At 33.2% G+C, this 19,259-nt stretch carries 24 protein-coding genes; all 24 read right to left on the bottom strand.

Annotated elements, in window-relative coordinates; all coding sequences use genetic code 11:
- Nucleotides 1–9 precede the first annotated feature (9 nt).
- Complete coding sequence (locus L950_RS02935) at nucleotides 10–1,113, bottom strand: LegC family aminotransferase (protein WP_021188971.1); 1,104 nt, start codon at nucleotides 1,111–1,113, stop codon at nucleotides 10–12.
- Between the two features lie 2 nt (nucleotides 1,114–1,115).
- The gene (locus tag L950_RS31715) at nucleotides 1,116–1,316 is read right to left on the bottom strand and encodes a hypothetical protein (protein WP_231576807.1); all 201 of its coding nucleotides are present in this window, start codon (nucleotides 1,314–1,316) and stop codon (nucleotides 1,116–1,118) included.
- A 2-nt stretch (nucleotides 1,317–1,318) separates the two neighbouring features.
- A complete protein-coding gene (locus L950_RS02930; protein WP_231576806.1) occupies nucleotides 1,319–2,296 on the bottom strand; it encodes a UDP-N-acetylglucosamine 4,6-dehydratase in 978 nt (325 codons plus the stop codon).
- 8 nt (nucleotides 2,297–2,304) lie between these two features.
- The gene (locus L950_RS36225) at nucleotides 2,305–2,664 is read right to left on the bottom strand and encodes a UDP binding domain-containing protein (protein WP_316930516.1); all 360 of its coding nucleotides are present in this window, start codon (nucleotides 2,662–2,664) and stop codon (nucleotides 2,305–2,307) included.
- The gene (locus L950_RS02925; RefSeq protein ID WP_316930515.1) at nucleotides 2,661–3,590 is read right to left on the bottom strand and encodes a nucleotide sugar dehydrogenase; all 930 of its coding nucleotides are present in this window, start codon (nucleotides 3,588–3,590) and stop codon (nucleotides 2,661–2,663) included. Before L950_RS02925 ends, L950_RS36225 begins: the two co-directional genes overlap by 4 nt.
- Before the next feature lie 43 nt (nucleotides 3,591–3,633).
- Nucleotides 3,634–4,011, bottom strand: a complete 378-nt coding sequence (locus L950_RS02920; protein ID WP_197086203.1) for a hypothetical protein — start codon at nucleotides 4,009–4,011, stop codon at nucleotides 3,634–3,636.
- A 5-nt stretch (nucleotides 4,012–4,016) separates the two neighbouring features.
- Nucleotides 4,017–4,190, bottom strand: coding sequence for a hypothetical protein (locus L950_RS31710; RefSeq protein ID WP_231576805.1), 174 nt, complete (start codon nucleotides 4,188–4,190; stop codon nucleotides 4,017–4,019).
- Between the two features lie 539 nt (nucleotides 4,191–4,729).
- The gene (locus L950_RS02915; RefSeq protein ID WP_197086202.1) at nucleotides 4,730–5,467 is read right to left on the bottom strand and encodes an NAD-dependent epimerase/dehydratase family protein; all 738 of its coding nucleotides are present in this window, start codon (nucleotides 5,465–5,467) and stop codon (nucleotides 4,730–4,732) included.
- A gap of 763 nt (nucleotides 5,468–6,230) precedes the next feature.
- Nucleotides 6,231–7,334 carry a glycosyltransferase family 4 protein gene (locus L950_RS02910; RefSeq protein WP_021188970.1) on the bottom strand — a complete coding sequence of 368 codons (1,104 nt, stop codon included), beginning with the start codon at nucleotides 7,332–7,334 and terminating at the stop codon, nucleotides 6,231–6,233.
- Nucleotides 7,324–7,869 carry a glycosyltransferase gene (locus L950_RS27535; protein WP_197086201.1) on the bottom strand — a complete coding sequence of 182 codons (546 nt, stop codon included), beginning with the start codon at nucleotides 7,867–7,869 and terminating at the stop codon, nucleotides 7,324–7,326. The genes L950_RS02910 and L950_RS27535 overlap by 11 nt, the downstream gene beginning before the upstream one ends.
- A complete protein-coding gene (locus L950_RS25700; RefSeq protein WP_021188968.1) occupies nucleotides 7,824–8,444 on the bottom strand; it encodes a glycosyltransferase in 621 nt (206 codons plus the stop codon). Before L950_RS25700 ends, L950_RS27535 begins: the two co-directional genes overlap by 46 nt.
- Nucleotides 8,444–9,352: a glycosyltransferase family 2 protein gene (locus L950_RS02900; protein ID WP_021188967.1), complete on the bottom strand. Its 909-nt coding sequence runs from the start codon at nucleotides 9,350–9,352 to the stop codon at nucleotides 8,444–8,446. The genes L950_RS25700 and L950_RS02900 overlap by 1 nt, the downstream gene beginning before the upstream one ends.
- A gap of 4 nt (nucleotides 9,353–9,356) precedes the next feature.
- On the bottom strand, nucleotides 9,357–10,259 hold the full coding sequence (locus tag L950_RS02895) for a glycosyltransferase family 2 protein (protein ID WP_021188966.1): 903 nt from the start codon (nucleotides 10,257–10,259) through the stop codon (nucleotides 9,357–9,359).
- Nucleotides 10,247–11,473 carry an O-antigen polymerase gene (locus L950_RS02890; protein WP_021188965.1) on the bottom strand — a complete coding sequence of 409 codons (1,227 nt, stop codon included), beginning with the start codon at nucleotides 11,471–11,473 and terminating at the stop codon, nucleotides 10,247–10,249. The genes L950_RS02895 and L950_RS02890 overlap by 13 nt, the downstream gene beginning before the upstream one ends.
- 11 nt (nucleotides 11,474–11,484) lie before the next feature.
- Nucleotides 11,485–12,441: a glycosyltransferase family 2 protein gene (locus L950_RS02885; protein ID WP_021188964.1), complete on the bottom strand. Its 957-nt coding sequence runs from the start codon at nucleotides 12,439–12,441 to the stop codon at nucleotides 11,485–11,487.
- Nucleotides 12,429–13,253 carry a hypothetical protein gene (locus L950_RS02880; protein WP_410528085.1) on the bottom strand — a complete coding sequence of 275 codons (825 nt, stop codon included), beginning with the start codon at nucleotides 13,251–13,253 and terminating at the stop codon, nucleotides 12,429–12,431. The genes L950_RS02885 and L950_RS02880 overlap by 13 nt, the downstream gene beginning before the upstream one ends.
- 94 nt (nucleotides 13,254–13,347) lie before the next feature.
- Nucleotides 13,348–14,019: a glycosyltransferase family 4 protein gene (locus L950_RS02875; protein ID WP_197086200.1), complete on the bottom strand. Its 672-nt coding sequence runs from the start codon at nucleotides 14,017–14,019 to the stop codon at nucleotides 13,348–13,350.
- A 20-nt stretch (nucleotides 14,020–14,039) separates the two neighbouring features.
- Complete coding sequence (locus L950_RS02870) at nucleotides 14,040–14,429, bottom strand: hypothetical protein (RefSeq protein WP_021188961.1); 390 nt, start codon at nucleotides 14,427–14,429, stop codon at nucleotides 14,040–14,042.
- Nucleotides 14,430–14,454: 25 nt separating this feature from the next.
- Nucleotides 14,455–14,595, bottom strand: a complete 141-nt coding sequence (locus L950_RS31705) for a hypothetical protein (protein ID WP_021188960.1) — start codon at nucleotides 14,593–14,595, stop codon at nucleotides 14,455–14,457.
- A gap of 134 nt (nucleotides 14,596–14,729) precedes the next feature.
- Nucleotides 14,730–15,527, bottom strand: coding sequence for an MATE family efflux transporter (locus tag L950_RS29290; RefSeq protein ID WP_197086199.1), 798 nt, complete (start codon nucleotides 15,525–15,527; stop codon nucleotides 14,730–14,732).
- 55 nt (nucleotides 15,528–15,582) lie between these two features.
- On the bottom strand, nucleotides 15,583–16,254 hold the full coding sequence (locus tag L950_RS29285) for a hypothetical protein (RefSeq protein ID WP_197086198.1): 672 nt from the start codon (nucleotides 16,252–16,254) through the stop codon (nucleotides 15,583–15,585).
- Nucleotides 16,255–16,286: 32 nt separating this feature from the next.
- Nucleotides 16,287–17,354 (bottom strand): hypothetical protein, encoded by a 1,068-nt coding sequence (locus tag L950_RS02860; RefSeq protein ID WP_021188959.1) that lies wholly within the window; start codon nucleotides 17,352–17,354, stop codon nucleotides 16,287–16,289.
- Nucleotides 17,355–17,357: 3 nt separating this feature from the next.
- Nucleotides 17,358–17,684 (bottom strand): SLBB domain-containing protein, encoded by a 327-nt coding sequence (locus L950_RS28375; RefSeq protein WP_231576804.1) that lies wholly within the window; start codon nucleotides 17,682–17,684, stop codon nucleotides 17,358–17,360.
- A 158-nt stretch (nucleotides 17,685–17,842) separates the two neighbouring features.
- Nucleotides 17,843–19,246 (bottom strand): polysaccharide biosynthesis/export family protein, encoded by a 1,404-nt coding sequence (locus L950_RS28370; protein WP_197086197.1) that lies wholly within the window; start codon nucleotides 19,244–19,246, stop codon nucleotides 17,843–17,845.
- Between the last annotated feature and the right edge of the window lie 13 nt (nucleotides 19,247–19,259).

Raw genomic sequence — 19,259 nt, 5'->3', positions numbered from 1 at the left:
TTCTTTCTTCTAAAAATTCCGCATTTTTTGAGCATCCCTTTGACAATGGGTATACATTGGCAAACGATACATCAAATTCCAAATTGGACGTGTCATAATTCCTGCTTCATTTGTATATTTAAGAAAGTCTTCTCTTTCAGCCTTATTATTCAATTCGACGCACATTAACCAATAATTAGCTTTGGACTCTGGTAATTCTTCTCTGAATTTGATCCCTAATTCTTGAAATAATGCGGAATATGCTGTTGCTAAGTCTCTTTTATCGGCCAAAAATCCATCCAATTCTTCTAATTGAGCACAAGCCAATGCTGCGTTCAAATTTGGCATTCTAAAATTATATCCCAATTCGTCATGAAAAAACTCGTAAGGATGAGGTCTTTTTGCAGTTGTTGTTAAATATTTAGCATGTTTCCCCATTTCAACGTCATTGGTAACAATAACACCTCCACCACCAGAAGTAATTGTTTTATTTCCATTGAATGAAAAGCCACTGATAAGCCCCATTGAACCTGTATGTTTGCCTTTATAATAGCTTCCTAAAGATTCTGCGGCATCTTCAACGACAGGAATTTGCCATTTATTACAGATAGCTAATAATTCATCTAAATGCACTGGAAAGCCAAACGTATGCATTGGCATGCAAGCAGCAATTCTTTTACCAGTTGATTTATTATAACAGCCATCTTCAAGAAGTTCTCCAAATTCCTCTAAAAATGCTTCAACCGCTGTTGGTGAGAGCCCCATGGTATCTAAATCGACATCAATAAAGATGGGAGTAGCTTGATTATAAACGATAGCATTTGCAGTTGCTATAAATGTCAATGCCTGAGTAATAACCTCATCTCCAGCGGAAACACCTGACAATCGCAATGCAACCTGTAATGACGAAGTCCCATTAACAACAGCGATAGCCTTACTAGTCTGCGTTACTTCTTGCATCATACTTTCGAACTGATCTACATAAGCACCTACTGAAGATACAAATGTTGAATCGATAGTATCAAGAACATATTTCTTTTCATTGCCACGAAATCTAGGTTCGTGCAAAGGGATAAACTTATCAGTTTTATATTGATCTCTAACAAAAGAGATGAGTTGACTAATTTTTTCCATTATTACATTTTTGCATCTAAATATTTCCCTGTTTCTTTATGTCCAAAGTCCGAGATCATTTGATTAAACAACTCTACTATTTCTTCCTTACCCCAAGCGCCATTCTGTTTCAGATTATTTATAGTTTTTTCGAATAACTGTATTTTAGCAGTGTCCTCGTTCAACTCATTTTTTATAACACCTAAATTTTTGAAACGATCCATATCTAATGTTTCATTGGATGTAAAGAACTCTTCAAAGTCTTTTTCTCCCGTTGTATCACTTTTTGTAAAAAGACATGGCCATTTGCTTCTTGCGGTAAACTATCAATCAAGGTTCTTGCTTCATCCTCACTCTCACAAAGATAGGGTTCGTAACCAATACCTTTTAAATACTGAACAGCAATTTCAGCAAAAGTAATTAAGTGAAGATTTTCACTTAATTTAGGAAAAAATATATCGCGATTTTCACCAAAAATACAAGACATCAAACAAAGTTCTCCTGATTCTTTAGGAATTACAAAATATCTTTTAATATCATTGGGAGCAACTATAGGTTGCTTTTTTTCAATTCTTTTATTAAATCCATGCAATAGAGAACCATCTGAAAAAGCTACATTTGCAAAACGCGCTGTAGAAATGTTGATTTCTTTACTTCTTCGCATTAAAAACATTTCCATAATACGTTTTGAAGCCCCCATCATATTGACAGGATTAGCGGCTTTATCAGTAGATACACAGAAATATTTTTTAACTCCTTTATCAATAGATTGCTGAATTGTTTTGTCGGTATTAAAGATATTCACATCAATCATTCGCATCAATGTGTAAGGATCCTTCTCACTGCGAACATGTTTTAGAGCAGATAAATTCAAAACATAATCATAATCCCCATCTGCATTCCAGAATGCATCATATTCAATAGATCCAATATCTAAGGCAAACGTCTGAAAATCACCATCAATATACCCAAAACTACTCCTAATATCACGGACTAATTCAACCATATTGTTTTCGCTGATATCAACTACATGTAACTTTTTGGGATTTCTCTTAAAAATTTCTTTTGTAGTTGCCGAACCAATTGAGCCCGCCCCTCCAATTACTAAAAATTTAGATGAGCTAACTATTTTCTGTAATTCGCTCTCATGCTTTTCTATATCATTATTGAAAAGCTCCTGATTTCTGCCAATTAATTTTAACATTTCCATAATTATAATCTTCCATCAACTTGGGATCTATCCAAGCATGCTTTTATATCAAATAAAACAGATTTTTCCTTTCTTAAAGAAGATAAATCCATTGTTAAAAATTCATTATGAGAAACCGCTAATATGACAGCATCATATTTAATATTCTCATCTAAATCTGACAAAATATCTACAGCGTACTCATGTTTTACCTCTTCGTAGTTTGCCCAAGGATCATAAATATCAACCTTTACGCCATACTCTATTAATTCGCTATACACATCAACTACTTTCGTATTACGAACATCAGGACAGTTCTCCTTAAATGTTACTCCTAAAATCAATGTATTTGCAGTACTTACATTAATATCTTTTTTGATCATAAGTTTAAAACTTTTGATGCAATAAATTCAGCAATTGAATCATTTACACGACGACCCGAAAGAATTACGTTAGGATGATAACCTAGCTGAACAGCCTTATGTGCTAAATAATAGGGATCTACCGAAATACAGTGTCCACCAACTAAACCTGGTTTATATTTTAAAAAGTTAAACTTAGTTGCTGCCGCATCCAGAACATCATTGGTATCAATTCCAATTCTATCAAAAATCAAAGCTAATTCATTCATAAAAGAAATATTAACATCTCGTTGCGCATTTTCAATAGCCTTAGATGCTTCTGCGACCTTAATGTTTGGTGCTTTATGGGTTCCAGCTGTAACAATAATTTTATATAGTTGATCAACTTCTTCGGCAATTTCAGGCGTAGAACCTGAAGTTACTTTCTTAATTGTTGTCAATGTGTTCACTTTATCTCCGGGAACGATTCTTTCAGGCGAATAACCAACAAAAAAATCTTCATTAAAATTTAGTCCCGAAACCTTTTCCAATACCGGTACGCAATCTTCTTCGGTACAACCCGGGAATACCGTCGATTCATAAATAATAATATCACCCTTAGAAATCACCTGACCTAACATTTCTGTAGCTTTAAGTAGCGGATTCAAATTTGGCGCATTATAACGGTCAATTGGTGTTGGAACAGTCACTATAAATATTTGAGCATCTTTCAAATCTTGTACATTACTAGATGCCCTATATCCTTTTTCAAAAGATGAATCTCTAGCAGACATTAAACCGACCTTCAATTTTCCTAAATCAGCCTCTAAAGTTCGATCCTTTCCTTGATTTAATTCATTAACCCGATCTTTATTAATATCAAAGCCGATAACTGGAAAATGTTGCGAAAATTCTATAGCTAAGGGTAGTCCTACATAACCTTGACCAATAATTGCTATTTTTTTCATTTAAATGCTATTTCTAATATTATTAACTTTCAACAATGTATGTCTAATGAATAAGAACTCTATTTGTATACAAAATAATGCGCTGTCCTTCTTGCGGATTAATATTGAAATAAAGTTTAATTTCCTTATTAAGCTTTGCCGCAACCTTTGCCGCTAACTGCAATAAATATGCCTGATTTATATTTTCCCCCAAAATTATCACCTCAATTACGCCAGAATCTAAGCCTTTGGCATAATCACCGATTAAACTAACTGACTCAACCCCACCTGATCTAGACAATACTTGATCAACAACATCCTCAATACCTAAAAAAGTATGAATTAATTTTTGAAGCGGTTTAAATAATGAGTGTTGTGTATTGGCTCGATAAAGAATTTTGTTTTTATCTGATTTCTTTTCTAGATAACCTGCATCTTCCAATTGATTCAATCTTTACGAATAGCATTGGTCGATTCCCGAAACTCCTCAGCTAGTCCTCTAAGATATCCCTGATTGTTCGCTGACACAAAAAATTTGATCAGTAGCTTCAGTCTTGTTTTTGAAGTGATTAGCGAATCTAGCATCAGATTGATTAGTTTATGAGCAACAAAAGTACTCATCAGTAATTAAATATCCAAATTAAAAAATTGTTAACAAAACGAACCTTCGATAATGAAACTAATTATTTATGATCAAACCTTTTCAATAATGTTAATCAAATAGTGGAGAAGATACTGTAATAATAATTGCACTGACTAAAAATGAAGACACCAAAAATAAGGAATGTTAAGGAGAAAATTATTGTACATAATATGTACAGTATATGATGTCCCACTGTTAACGTCAGGAGATGACGCAAACAGAGACTTAATAGATAGGTTTTAACTAGGCAGACCTAGCAAGTATGCGTAGATCAATAATCCAGAAACAGTGTAGCACTATAGTTGTATAGACGTTTTTACCGCTAGATTTAAACCTTATTTTTGAAATGAGCGTATAGTTTCTCTCAAACCTTCTTTGGCTGTAAGAGGTAGACGTTGGATAGACAAGGCTATCTTTATCTTTTTATTAGATACAACCAAAGTACTGGTTAGTTTCTTAAGACGCCATGTATTCAATGGTAATGAAGTCCGGTCACCGACCTTAGATATCCAACGTATTAAGTTTTTAGGCAAGGGCAGGCAAGGAGTATTAAAACCTGTCTCTTCTTTAATAATCTTAACAATTTCATTGGATGATAATGTTTCATCATCAGCAAGATGATAAATACCTGTCTCCATCTTGTCTTCTTTAAATAAGATCTGTTCAATAAAGAAACAAAAATTTCGATAGAAAGAAAAGACCGCTTATTTTTAAATTTAGTAAGTGGATAAGGAATTCCCTTATTTACTAATTTAAACAATTGATTGAGATTTCCTTTATCTCCTTCACCATGCACCATTGGTGGACGTAAAATGATCAGCTTTTTACCAAAAGGAAGTGTTTGTGCAAGTAACCACTCCTCCGCTGCACGCTTGGATTTACCATAAGGTGTTACAGAGTTGTAAGTAGCAAATTCAGATAATGGATTTGGTGCCTCTATTTCTTCTATTGCAGCCAAAGAACTAATATGAATAAAGACACTAGCGGGTGATGATAAAAATATTTGAAAAGCTTTTTTAGCAAGTTCAAAATTGGCATAGTAGAAATCTTCTTCCTTTGCTAATCCTGTAAAATCATGTGCTTTACCCACTAAATTGATAATACAGTTTGGAGAGAAATCTTCCACCATCCAATCTAAGTTTCTCATAGACACAAACTTGGAATCAAATGAGGACGCCAAACTCTTACTCAGGTGACTCCCTATAAAACCACTATTTCCACCTAAAACTAATACCTTCATTTTACTCTCCCCCATTATTACTATTATATATATCCCAAAATGAGAAATTGCCTCATTTGATTACATTCATTCTGTTATATTGTTAAAATTTATACTTTTATCACAACATATTTTCAAATTCGAATTGGCATATTTTTTGTATTGTAAAAACTCGTAATGTTCAATTACCCTTGTTACACATTATAAAAATTTACTGGGCAACAACCAAAGTAAAAAATCATGAACGATTTAAAAGCCAATATAGGACCCTAAACTATATCAAAACCACCTTTGCATAGTAATTATCGCTAATTTAGGAAAAAGTTGATTAGAGCCTTTAAAAAGGCTTAGTTTAATCTGGTATTATATAGCCGTAAAATTCAAATTTGAATAATAATATAACAGTAAAGATATACATAATAAACTCAGTTAATAATTAACACTGCAAATATAGTAAAATTTGTACTTTATATTTACTTAACGTTAATTATATCACAAATGCTACAGACAATAGTAATATTTTCTTAGAATAGTAAATATCAATCACTTAAGTGTGTTTATGCATATATGAATTACATTTTTGCCGAAAAAAAAATAATTAATGACAAACTTTAATTTCTTTTAAATGAATTAAAAAAACTTATTAATTTTCCTAATAATAGGCAATTTAAGCATAGGAAATGATAATTTAAGACTAATTAAGTTCTCACAAGGCGTTGCAATTTCAGAGAATTAAAAACTAAACTACTGATTTTTATCAACAGGAATATTTGTTACAGTCAAAACAGCTGTTCAAATTCTATAAGATTTTCTCTTCAATCTGTTTGTAAATTAAATCTTCTGAAAAATGATCCTTTACAAACTGACAACCATTTCTTCCATGTAATTGAGCAATATCTTGGTTATCAATATAAAATCTTATCTTTTCATTAAGACTATGAGAATTATTGTCAGCAAAAAGCCCAGTCTCATTTTCAATAATAGAATCAATGCAACCTGTCACTTTGGTCGTGACAACAGGCAATCCAGAAGCTGAAGCTTCTAACGTAACGGTCGGAAACCCCTCTCGAAAGGATGGCAGAACAAAAATATCCATTTTGTTATAATATAAAGAAGTATCATCCACTCCACCAATATAATCGATGGTAGGGTCCCGATAAATCTGATCCAAAACCGCATCTGGCAACGGATCTCTTTCATCCAGTGGGCCTATTAGCATTAATCGAATTGATTTATACTTATTGCACAGCAATTTCCAGGCATCAATAAGCTCAATCAAACCTTTATCTTTGGACAACCTACCAACAAAACCTATTGTAATTACTGTGGAATCTTTATAACCAGATCGTGGTTTAAACTTTGTGATATCTATACCGTTACACGTTCCTTTACCTAAAAGCTTATTCTTAGATGATGCATTTAATTTCAATCGATCGGAAACTCTGGTAATTGAGGGACTTACATTGACTATGCTAGTAGCACAAAAACCAATTAAACGTTCAATATTAATCAATAAGTGCTTTTTTAATCCTGTGACCGTTTCAAAAACTAATCCATGACGAAAAAAAATACGTTTAGGTGTTCTGGCGAGATAAGCTGCCAAAATACCAATTAAACCTCCTTTAGGCGAATGTGCAATAACAATATCAAACTGCTCACGACGGATGTACTGATATAATCGATAAATAGATTTTATATCTTGAAGGGGATTAATACTACGTAAAATAGGGACTGGAAATGGCGTAAAACCAAATTCCCGCGATAAAGCTATAAAATCTGAAGAATCAGAACAGGCAACATAAAATTCATTACCCTTTTCTTTAAAATAATGAAATTGATTACCTACAAAATAGCGCAGTGAAAATGATACGGAAACAATATGTAATATTTTCTTACCCTTCATTCTTTTTATGATTTAGAGTTGAATTACTCGTTTTTCCTGTAATTTTGGTATATAATGTGATTGTTTTATGAACCATATTGGATAGGTCGTAGCTTTGAGCCTTCTTCTTTCCATTCACACTAATTTCTTTATAGAAAAGAGGAGCTTCTAATGATGATACCAGATCTGCAAGTTCAAGTTCATCGCCTTTTTCAAATAAAAGACCACCGCCCGTTACTACTTGCGATAATCCATTAACATTGGATGCAATAGTTGGAATACCACAGGCCATCGCCTCTGCCGCTGCCAAGCCAAAACCTTCCCAGTGTGAACTTAAAACAGCAATATCACACATCTTGACTAACGAAAAAATATCCGTGCGGACACCTAAAAGTTTTATTCTATGACTAACTCCTAAGGTGGTACATAATTTTTTTATAGTCTCCTCCCGCTCACCTGAGCCAACAAATAGTAATTTATAATGCTCTGGTAAATGCTTTAAAGCACGAACTACTGTGTCGTGATCTTTCTCTTTCGAAAACCTGCGACCATACAAATCAATTTGTCTTGATCAGTAAAATTAAATTCTGATCTGCTAGAAGCTACAGCGCGCGCTATATTCTCCAAATTTATACCATTTTCAATAACTTGATATTTACCCTCATCGTTATAAAACTTATCCAGCAATGTTTTTCTTACACTTTCGCTTATGCAAATTACTGATGTATAGAGCGAATAGATCAGTCGTTCGAAAGGAAAGTACATACGATTCTGGAGGCGTTTATTGGAGGTACTATGTTCTGTAAATACTAATTTTGTTTTACTGAAAGACAGAAGCTTAGCCAAAGCAACAAAGTACATTGCCGGAAATAAATGAACATGGATCAGATCGTATTTATTTAAATATGGAATCAATTTAATGATATATAAGGGATTATAAAATGACTTTCCCAAAGATGTGATCTGAATATTCGATTCCTTTTCCAGCTTCTGATAAAACGGCGTTCGTTCTCCATTTAACAATAATAAGTCAACGTCTACATGATGCTTTTCCATTAGAGGTAGTGTTGAAACTAATAACTGCTCTGCCCCTCCGGTGTGAAGGCTATTAATGACGTGAAGGACTTTCATTACTTTTGATTTAACTGTTTATCCCTCATAATATTTCTTATGGCGCTAATACGCCTCCAACTTAAAATACAGGTTGGCATTATTAGTAAGCCCAGCAATACCTTATTTCTTGAATATTGAAAGATTTCTATCCAACTTTTCTTACCCGCTAGACAATAACAGAGATATTTAATATCATTCTTGATAGAATCCGCAAAACCTAATGGCTCTAATTGCAACATCCGCTTCTCTAAGATAAAACCATTAATATTGTCTGCAGCCAATTTAATGATACTGTTAGATAAACCGTCATTTAAATAATCTCCGGAATATATAATTCGATTAATGCATCGAAACTTCCCCCATACTTGCATATTCAGATACATTACTCCTTCCGGAATCAATTTTTCTCCGAGATAAGCAGGAACTAAACTATTCTTATAAACAGAAGTTTTTATTACAAAAAGCTTGTCACCAAAACATCTATTTTTGCCAAAGTATAAATCAATATAGGTTGACGAAGCAAGCTTAAATTCGCTCCCTATGATCTGACCTTTTGTATCTGATTTAAGAAATGAGAGACCGATCTCGTCGGCCTGTAATTCGATAAGTTTCTCCTTAATAAGACATAAGGCATCGGGAACTAAAATATCATCAGAATCTAACACTAAACTATATTTCCCCGTCGGATCAGAATCAAATGCACGAATAACTGCATTGGTTTTCCCTGAATTGAATTGCTTAATAAAGCGAAAATTTATGTTTTTTTGCTCTTGCCACTTGCCCGCTAGTAGTGCAGTATTGTCAGTAGAACCGTCATCAATTAAAATCCATTCAAATTCATCCGATCCAATGCTGATCAAAGACTGATAAAGTTTCTCCAGGCAATAACCCCTATTGAAAGTCGGTGTAATTATTGAAAGTAACATGCTACTAAATCGTCTTTTTAAACAATAACTTTAATACCAATATCCATCTGTTATTCCCCATCCTAAAATTATATTTTAAAAGTGTACTTACTTTCTGCACAAAACTCAATTCCGGGAATTGAAGGTATGCCCTAAATATTTCCTGTTGTTGTAACGTAAATTTATCCTTAAACTTATTATAAAAGCTTTTATTTGCCTCATAATGCTTTCGATCAATAATCGGATTAGCGCGATTAAAAAAACTACGGATACGATCACTAAAAGATACAGCTATATTTCCTGTGACATTTTGATCATGCTGCCTATACAGCATCAAGGATAGATCAATGTATTTTAATTTTCCAAATGAAATCGCAGCCATGGTGATATAATGGTCATGCATCACAATAAATGATGGGAAATCAAGAAGCATATCGATGAGTGCCCGATTGAATAGCAAAGAACATCCTTGTACACCGCTATTCAAAAACAAACTGTTTGATAGGGAATCGCGCTCAAAAAGAGAAACCTGGTTGCTGGTAATATGTGTACCATTATATCCATATGCGTTACAGTATACCGCAGCAGCTTCAGGTTCACTTTGTATCGAATCGTACAGTACCTGAAGTTTGGACTCAAACCAAACATCATCTTGATCACAAAAGATAACATAATCTGAAGTAGCACTCTTTAATAAATAGAGAAAGTTATTTGCAGCTCCACCGCAAATAATATTGTCTTCTACAATAAGGATCCGATTGTCGAGCTTTTGAATTTCTCTTATTTTTTCTATTGTACCATCTGTAGAACCGTCATCATGAATGATCAACTGCCAGTTAGTTAATGTTTGAGCTAAAATTGAATAAATTTGTGCCTCAATATACTTTTCTCCATTATACGTCGCTAGCAGAATATCTATTTTTTCCATACAAACATAAATTTACATTGATAAGCCAGATAACTTAATATAATTAATTGGATTAAATAAGAAAGATTAGTAAATACATACTCTCCAAAAAATTGCAAAATCAAAACGCAAGCAAAATAGGAATAAACAATCATCCCAGCCCTATTACCCAAGCTAGCTGACTTATAAAAAAAACTGACCAAAAAACCTACCACAAATGAAAATATAATCAAACCTAAAAACTGAAAATCAAACCATATTGGACCTAAAACAGTATAAACATTGGTGGGACCAGGTACATATAAATAACCTTTATCCGTAATATCGTTGAGATAACTAAAATGTAGACTTTCTTTATTAAGAATACCGAGCTTGTCTACAAATGAATAAAAAAAAGCAAGTGTAAATTGTCCTGGAGAACTGGAACGCATTTCACTATTAACAATCTGATCCATCGCTGGTAATCCACCAAATACATACGTATTAAGCATATCCAATATGACTGAACCTCCTGACTCACTGCCACCTACTCGTAAAAGTTGAATTGAACTCATAATAAGAAGAGTCAAAATAAAAATAATAGAGACTTTCTTTAGAGGAATTTTATAAATAAACATCATTCCTATCATAGACGAAAAAATTAAAAAGAGAAATGAGGTCTTCGCCATCGTCGTTATAGCCAAAATAATATTTATTATTAAAATAAGAACAAATCGTCTCTTATCACCAGCATCTTTTAATGATAATAGCTCCACCATATAAGAGACAAAAGCTATCGTATATACATACATAAAAATCCCATGGTCAAAATCGGTCTCAATAATACCGGTATTGGCTAATCGTAGATTTAAGAGCAAACTACCTCCCCCCACCATTGTACTTACTTGCTTATAAGTAATATATAGGCATGGAAATAAACCATATACACTAATTTGATACAAAATATTACGGATCCAAGGGTTAAAGCTTGTTCTTTCCTTTGAGAAATCGAAAGTAGTTAATGTAAAATAACGCCCAAAATATATACCTAAAAGTAAAAAAATATTCCATATTACAATGACAAACAGCATCTTGTTTGACAATGGAGGCATATCCGAACCAATTATTGTATACAATAATAATATCGTCGCCCATGATAGTGGAGATATTAGCTCTGGAGCGATAATATTTTCGGAATGCAAATACCCGAGGATGGTAAGTACAACTAATACAAAAATAGTAATATATATAAGCATCAACGTATATTTTAACCAAGTTTGGTTTTTAAGTCAAATAAATAAGAAGAAGTCTTTAAAAAACCTAAGGAAGCAAACCAGAAAAGCAACCGCATATTTATTGGCAAGTTACTATATTTCCAAATGTATGTATGTGTTTCCCTAAATAAGTTTTTCCATCTAGCATAATCTCTTAGACTAGTAACATTTAAAAAACTTGCTTTAGCCACAAATTTTAAATAATTCCCAACCAAAATATAATCATCACCTTTATCTTCAAAAAACTGATCCAATAATTCAGCGCATTTTAATTGCTCTTCAACTTTCGCTAAAGTAGGAACAGACACTATTGAGCCATCATTAAATTTATTATAATGATAATTGGAATTACAAACAACCAAGGTTAAATTACTATAATACCGTAAACGCGACATATAACCAAGATCTTCCCACATATTTATACCATCATAAAAGAAAATATTCTTGTCCAGGTATAAGGATCTTTTAACCATTTTATTACAAACAGAAGAATAAAGTAAATCGAACTGTAAATTTTTTAAAGAACTTTTTGATTCTTCCTCATATAAATAATTTTGGTTAAAAGAATGTGTACCAAATTCGTGAACAATATTACAGCATACAATATCTGCATTTTTTGCTTTTGCGGCTGAGTACATTTCCTGATACAAATTTAGATCGCACCAATCATCACTATCGCAATGAATGACATATTCACCTGAAGCTGCTCTGAGACCTATATTTCTAGTTGCTCCTGAACCTAAATTTTTTGAATTATGTATAATTCGAACTTGATCTTTTCTATTCGGGTAATCTCCTAGTATTTCATTCAATAAGTTAATACTATTATCAGGCGTACAATCATTAATAAACAAATATTCAATTTGCTGCAATTTTTGTTCAAAAAGGGATCGCAAACACTTTTCAAAATATTTCTCAGCATTAAATACAGGAATTATTACAGAGACCATATACTTTTTTGTTTTTGTTTAATAAATTTACTTCTATAATTCAAAAAAAAGAATTTTAAAGAATAGAAAACTCCACCACTTCTATATAGTATTTTGCAAAAATCAGAAATAGAAATTTTCAAATGTCCTTTTAAATATCCCTTTATTACTGGAGGTAAGAAATATTTTAGATCTTGTTGATTAAACTTTACAGCATGTAATGTGAGTAAATCAAAATAATAAAAATATTGAGCTTTTTCAAATTCATCAAAATATTTACTATTACCGGAAAAGCTAAATTCAGATACACGTATAATTGCTTCTCCTCTGCTAATATTTTTAATCAGACTAAAAGCTGATACTTCTAGAACTAACATATTATCCGAATAAAATGCTCGAGGGTAGCATCGTATATTAACTTCTTTATAAGCATCTGTTGAAAAGATATACTCACCTAGACTGCTCGCTAAAAATAGACCCTGTGCCTTTTGAACAGCAAACTTCGTTGAAGTCTCCAAATTGACATGTTTAATTTTATCAGCGATCTTTTCGCTAAATTCATTGACATGCTGAATATCAAAACGAAATACGTTGGCATCACTAGAGCTAAAAAGTTCATCATAAAATGCTTGAACAGCATCCTTTGACAATTGGTCATCATCTCCAAGAATCATAAACCAATCCGTTTGGACTAATTCAAGACATCTAATCCAATGGTAACACAGGTTTTGTCCGCCTAAATTATCATCGAAATATCGATAATTGATGTTCAATTTATCTGAATAATATTGAATAAGAGCTTCTGGGTTTTCAGGACTTGCATCATTACAGATCAGACAATAAAGTCATGATTTGTTTGCATACTTAATGATTTTAATGTCTCTTCAAAAAATCTTAGATTATAGTATGCAATTACAATGGTTAACTTCATGTCAATTTTATGGTATGATTGTCTGCTAATAATGCTTTGTACAAAAATAGTCTTCTATCTCCTAAAATAGTCTGAGAAAAATTATCTCTAGCATAAGAATAGGCATTTTTACTTATAAACTGTCGTAGGTCCGATTTTTCAACAATTGAAAGAATAGCTTTTTCAAAATCATCCATATCATCTGCAATAATAGCATTAGTCTGACTTAGAAGACCTATCCCCTCAGCCCCTAAACTAGTCGAAACAACCGGAAGACCCTGAGCAAGGCCATATAATATTTTTGTTCTAATACCGCTACCGATTTTTAAGGGAACAATTAAAATACTATTGCGCGAAAACGACTGGAGATCATCAACAAAGCCTACAAAATTAATATAATCAAGCGATTCATACTTTTTAATCGTATTTGCGGACCACTTCCCTGTTATATTTAAAATTAAACCTGTTTTATTAAATACACTTTGCGCAATTGTTTCAATATACCAATCAACTGCCTCTTTATTTGGATAATGTGACTCTCCCCCAACAAAAAGTAGTTTTTCAATTATACAATTATCTGGCAATTCAAATGCTTCATCTAGAATGGGAAATGCACAATTTTCAACTTTAGTATGAAGACCATTTTTGATTAATTTAAACTTATCGTCCTCACTGAATGTTAATACCAAATTGTATTGATTTAAGAGTGTCACTTCAAGCTTCTTGTTAATTCTAATTTATAGGTTTCATAACTGTTTCTAACGCCATTTTTGATTAAACTCATCTTTTCGTAAAGAATCTCATGCTCGACATAAACCGTCGGATATTGACGATTAAAAGCACTAACTAAACTAAGAAATTCTTTATGTTCAATCTGTACCACATCGGGTTTTAATTCTTCTACAATCGCCATCAATCTCATGATCAAAGCCGGATTAAATAAATTAAGAAACCACAAATTTCCTTTATAATCTCCGATTAATGATTCGTCTTTTTTTGCAAAAGAAAACTTTTGTACAATGAGATATAGTTTCTCTTTTACCTTTTGAAAAAAACTAATTTTTGAGAGATCTATTGACAAAATCTTTACTTTATCCAATTTTAATTGAAGCTCTTCAACATATCTAATTCATTCTTATTTTTATAATTACAACGAGGTAAATTTCAACTTTATGTTGCAAATATTGTAAAAATGCATATTGTGAAACTTTACCGCCTTCCTCCAAAGGATAAGGAATAATTGGTGTAGCTATTAATAATTTCATGTTTTAATGTATACCTTAATCAATGTTCAATTGTTTTTATCAAATCTTGAGTCTAGAATACTCAAACTGTAAATCAAATAAACACATATGAATATTCTAAATTTTGATAGGAATTGTAACTATAATAACTCAATTCATTTCAATTTCAATTTGCTTTTAACAAAATTTATAACCCAATTTCTTTCTCGAGATGCCAAACCTAAGCTAAAAATTAGAATCAAAAGAATCACTTCAAGCATCAAAGTTCCTAAAGTAACTTGGAATAAATTATAGGTGATAGATATTCTATTGAAAACGATTAATATCAATAAATAGATAAAGATCAGTCCCACAGCAAAAAGATAGAATAAGAGATCTTTACGCTTAAATTTTAAATATCTATCTACAAAATAAAACCTAAAAAGTTGCATAATGATATAAATAACAAGTTTTCCGTAAAAAGCATAAACCGGATTATAACCATATTTCATCAAAAAATAGGCTAATGGTAATATGCAAAAATTAATAAGAGTAAGGACAATATTATATTCTTTCATTGTCCCAATTGCAGTTGCAGACATCCAAAAAGGTCCAGCAAGCGCATCAATTAAAGAACAGAGTATGATTACCTGAACAAATCCCTCGGCATAAGTCGGTACTTTATCTCCGAGCCATAAAATTAAAATACTATGTGTAAAATAAAGAATGGGTGCTGAAATGATAGCCATCAAAAAAAATGAATACTTAGATGTACCTAAAATTATCTCCTTATGTGCTTCGTAATCCTTTAAAGCATAACTCTGAACAATTTGCGGATTAAATGCTAATTGAAAATTAGAAACAAAATTATACATTGCGCCATTGATCTGATTGGCAATACCTAAAGCAGCATTTGCAACGACTCCATGAAATAAATTTAATATTATACTGATCCCCTGATTGGATGCAACCAATGCAATTTGTCCAAATAAAATCCAGCCGGAAAAACTAAATAATTCTTTAATTTTGTCAAATCTTTATAAAATTTAAAGAGGTCTCTTTAGGGAATACTTTCTTGCAATAAAAGTAAAACATGAGATTCGTTAAAACGCTAACAATCATGTATAAAACACCATAAAAAATAAGGTGATCGAAGGAGGGAAATAAGATCAATAAATAAACAATAACTAACTTTGCTATTGTTTCAAAAATCCCAAGATATGCGTAGTAAGACATACGCTCGTAAGCCAAGATCATACCATTGTAAGGGACTCTAATAATATCGACCATCGTGATAATTATGGTCATCTGGTACATCACATTTGCAGCATAAATCCGATCGGTAGGTATATTTAGTTTATTATTAAGTACCCAAAGACCAATTGTTTCAGCAAGAAGTAATACAACAAAGGATATCAAAATATGATTGATCACACTGATATTAAATATTTTCCTAACATGCTCAACGATACCGGAGGCTTTTTCAAAATTAATAAATCTTTGTGTTGCCACGTTCATAGATCCATTCAGAAATGAAAAAAGGACCACAATTCCGCCAACCAGATTATAAATTCCAAAATCCTCTACACCTAATACCTGAAGCACAACCCGAGAAGTATACAAAGATACAGCTAGACTGAAGAACATTCTAAGATAGAGAAATAGCGTGTTCTTTGCGATAGTTTTAGAAGATGATGTCATAAATATGGAAAAAATAAAGAGGTAATAAACTATTAGTTCATAACCTTCTTATATGCGCGAGTGATGATGAGAAGAAGAATGGCTATTATACCGCTTATAAAGCCCCCCACAAGAACGCCCTTGATCTTGCTTGGTTTTTCTGTTCGTAAGGGATAAATTGGATTATCAACAATCTGAATAAGAGGAGATTCTTTAAGCATAGCCATTTTTGATAACTCAAGATTTTGTAACAAGTGACCAAGTATAGCTTTATTCGTTTCTGCCGTCGCTTGAGAACGTTGCGCCGGAACTGTGCGTTGTGCTTGTTTTGTTGGATTCAAATTCGGCGTATTGTCAATTGCTACTGCAGCAGAACTAATGGCACCATATAAATTTTGACGAACGGAATCCGTCTTATGTTGCAAAATTTCAATATTATCTAAGGATTTTTTGGTCTTTGTTGTCACATAGAACTTATTCACCTCACTGACCAGAGCATCGTTAAATTCTTTCGAAAATGTTTCGTCAGTAGATTTGACCTCAACTTTGATAATTGACAATTTTTTATCAATTTTTCCAACAATCAAATTTTTCTGATTAATATTCTGAACAAATTTCTGCAAAAGACTGTCACGTTCTCGGATCATTGTCTGCGAAACATTCTTAAAATTAATGTTCAAAAGTTTAGATTTACGCTCTTGCCATTGTTCTTTATACTTATTCATTGCTATATAACGATCTAATAATAACAATGAAGTATCACTTTTCGAAGGTAAGAGTAAAGTTGCCTCTATCATCTTTCTAGATTTATATAATTCGAGTAAATTATCTCCCTGAAAAATACCCCCACTGCCGCCGCCGCCAAGGTCAATACCAACCATCGCAGCCATTCCCGCATATTGTCCTAATCCACCACCCTGATCACCAGATTCGAGTACAAAAGTCGTTAATGCCGTATACTCTGTCTTTTTAGACTTAATATAAAAAAATCCTAATACCCCTCCTATAAAACCAGCAATTATCAAAACAACCCACTTAGAGCACAAATATTTACCCCAATCGATTACAGTTAAAATGACCTCTTTTAAGCTGATCACTCTCATATTATTCACCTGACCCATACTTTATCTTAAAAGACTTACAATAATAGCTGCCAAAGAAGCAATACCTGTACCTAAACCAACCCAAGCCTGTACATTCATTTTTTCTCTTGGTGCACGTTTTGGAACTACGATCTCCGCTCCCGGTTTTACTTCGGGATAACCGCCGTCTTTTCCTTTAACCGCTCCATTCGCATACTGAACAAATACCCTTTTCTTTAAGGCATTGTCCGTAAAACCTCCTGCTTGATTGACGTAATACTTAAGGTTCTTTCCTTTTACATAAACCACATTATTGGGATTTAAAACTTCTCCCATTACCTTGACAGTTTCCAATTCTTTAGGAACCATGATAATATCACCATCCAGAACTAAAAGATCGCCACGTTGGTAAGGATTCGCTAGAATTTTATTTAACTCAATGCCGACTAAATCACTTGGTTCAATCTCTGGAGTAGATACACCTTGTTGTGAAACTTTCGCTAAGGCTTTATTTTTAGCATTTGGATTTACAGCTGTAAGTTCATCGTCTTCTCTTTCAGTATTAACATCGTTGTATCTTGATCTTCATCGGAATTCTTACGCATTTCTCTCTTAAGGCGCTCTTTTTCCTTTTTCTCCCCAGCTTTCAGCTTTGAAACCCCTGTACGCTTCAATGAAGCGCCTTCGGTATACGCATAAGAAGTTAATCCACCAGCACGTTTAATGATATCGGAGATACGTTCGTCTTCTCTAGAAATCGTATATATTCCAGGAAACAATACTTCGCCCTCTACCTTTACTTGTCTTTGTGTTCTGAAACCGGCATCGCCTAACACGGTAATGACATCATACGGTTGCAACGCAATATTTAAATCAGATACAATTCCTTCGTTAATCTCGACGATTATAGTCTGAGATGAAGTAGGATCTGCAACTTCTCTATTGTTTAAACGTCTAGCAATTTCAATACGTGCATTTTTTGCAGCTTCATTCAAACCACCTGCTTTTTGAATGAGATCGCCTAACGTTGCATTACTTGCAAAAGGAAAATCTCCGGGCAAACGAACTTCACCTTGAACCGTAAACTTATATTCGTCCCTTAGATCAAAAATTGAGGCAATCTCAATTTTGTCTTCTCTTTTTAACGGAATATCTGCTGCTGTTCCTGCTAGTATTTCACGAACATTGAAATTAATAAGCTCTGCCGTATTGTCTGCTCTCAATCTATTAATGATACCTCTTTCCAAAAAGGCATCTTCACGTATACCGTCTGCTTGTTCTAATAATTGCTTCAGAGTCATTCCTGGTTCCATTCCATATAAGCCTGGACGAAAGACTGCTCCTAAAATACTAACACGATTGGCAAAGCGTTCCAAGATTGGCTCCACAATAAACTGATCACCTGCCTTTGGACTGTAATCAGCAAATTGATCCGAATAAATATCTTTGACACTACGTTCTTTATCCGTCTTTTGCAATACTTTGACCTTTGCGGTGTATGCATTTTCACTAAATCCACCAGCATATTTAACTAAATCCAATAATGATTCACCAGATACGGTTTCAAAAATAGCTGGACGTTTGACTTCTCCTTCAAATTGTACCCGGCTACCATAAACCGGAATATGGATAATATCCTGATCTTGTAAACGGATATTTCCGCGTTGGATGCCATTCGCTAAGAAATCATATAAATCAATGGTCGTAACAACCTGATTGTTACGAACCACTTGGATCTGACGGTAAGTCCCCTTTTCACTAGGACCGCCTGAAGCATATAGCGCATTGAATACAGTAGCTAAAGATGGTAAGGTATATGTCCCCGGCTTTGTCACGGCACCTGTTAGTGTAATTCGGATACTACGGATATTACCAATGTTGACATCAACCTGCGTATGACCAGAACGAATAGCTGGGTAAGTACCACTCAAACGTTGTTGGATC

The organism is Sphingobacterium sp. IITKGP-BTPF85 (assembly GCF_001006065.1).
In the GTDB taxonomy this organism is placed as follows: Bacteria; Bacteroidota; Bacteroidia; order Sphingobacteriales; family Sphingobacteriaceae; genus Sphingobacterium; species Sphingobacterium anhuiense.
The sequence above is the reverse complement of the archived record's forward strand: the minus strand, read 5'-3'. Positions and strand labels throughout refer to the sequence as shown.

What these genes read in the sequence shown, in the direction of transcription:
- L950_RS02935 (WP_021188971.1), bottom strand. Translation starts at nt 1,113, where the DNA reads ATGGAAAAAATTAGTCAACTCATCTCTTTTGTTAGAGATCAATATAAA.
- L950_RS31715 (WP_231576807.1), bottom strand. Translation starts at nt 1,316, where the DNA reads ATGGATCGTTTCAAAAATTTAGGTGTTATAAAAAATGAGTTGAACGAG.
- L950_RS02930 (WP_231576806.1), bottom strand. Translation starts at nt 2,296, where the DNA reads ATGTTAAAATTAATTGGCAGAAATCAGGAGCTTTTCAATAATGATATA.
- L950_RS36225 (WP_316930516.1), bottom strand. Translation starts at nt 2,664, where the DNA reads ATGATCAAAAAAGATATTAATGTAAGTACTGCAAATACATTGATTTTA.
- L950_RS02925 (WP_316930515.1), bottom strand. Translation starts at nt 3,590, where the DNA reads ATGAAAAAAATAGCAATTATTGGTCAAGGTTATGTAGGACTACCCTTA.
- L950_RS31710 (WP_231576805.1), bottom strand. Translation starts at nt 4,190, where the DNA reads ATGAGTACTTTTGTTGCTCATAAACTAATCAATCTGATGCTAGATTCG.
- L950_RS02915 (WP_197086202.1), bottom strand. Translation starts at nt 5,467, where the DNA reads ATGGGGGAGAGTAAAATGAAGGTATTAGTTTTAGGTGGAAATAGTGGT.
- L950_RS02910 (WP_021188970.1), bottom strand. Translation starts at nt 7,334, where the DNA reads ATGAAGGGTAAGAAAATATTACATATTGTTTCCGTATCATTTTCACTG.
- L950_RS25700 (WP_021188968.1), bottom strand. Translation starts at nt 8,444, where the DNA reads ATGAAAGTCCTTCACGTCATTAATAGCCTTCACACCGGAGGGGCAGAG.
- L950_RS02900 (WP_021188967.1), bottom strand. Translation starts at nt 9,352, where the DNA reads ATGTTACTTTCAATAATTACACCGACTTTCAATAGGGGTTATTGCCTG.
- L950_RS02895 (WP_021188966.1), bottom strand. Translation starts at nt 10,259, where the DNA reads ATGGAAAAAATAGATATTCTGCTAGCGACGTATAATGGAGAAAAGTAT.
- L950_RS02890 (WP_021188965.1), bottom strand. Translation starts at nt 11,473, where the DNA reads ATGCTTATATATATTACTATTTTTGTATTAGTTGTACTTACCATCCTC.
- L950_RS02885 (WP_021188964.1), bottom strand. Translation starts at nt 12,441, where the DNA reads ATGGTCTCTGTAATAATTCCTGTATTTAATGCTGAGAAATATTTTGAA.
- L950_RS31705 (WP_021188960.1), bottom strand. Translation starts at nt 14,595, where the DNA reads ATGAAATTATTAATAGCTACACCAATTATTCCTTATCCTTTGGAGGAA.
- L950_RS29285 (WP_197086198.1), bottom strand. Translation starts at nt 16,254, where the DNA reads ATGACATCATCTTCTAAAACTATCGCAAAGAACACGCTATTTCTCTAT.
- L950_RS02860 (WP_021188959.1), bottom strand. Translation starts at nt 17,354, where the DNA reads ATGGGTCAGGTGAATAATATGAGAGTGATCAGCTTAAAAGAGGTCATT.
- L950_RS28375 (WP_231576804.1), bottom strand. Translation starts at nt 17,684, where the DNA reads ATGGTTCCTAAAGAATTGGAAACTGTCAAGGTAATGGGAGAAGTTTTA.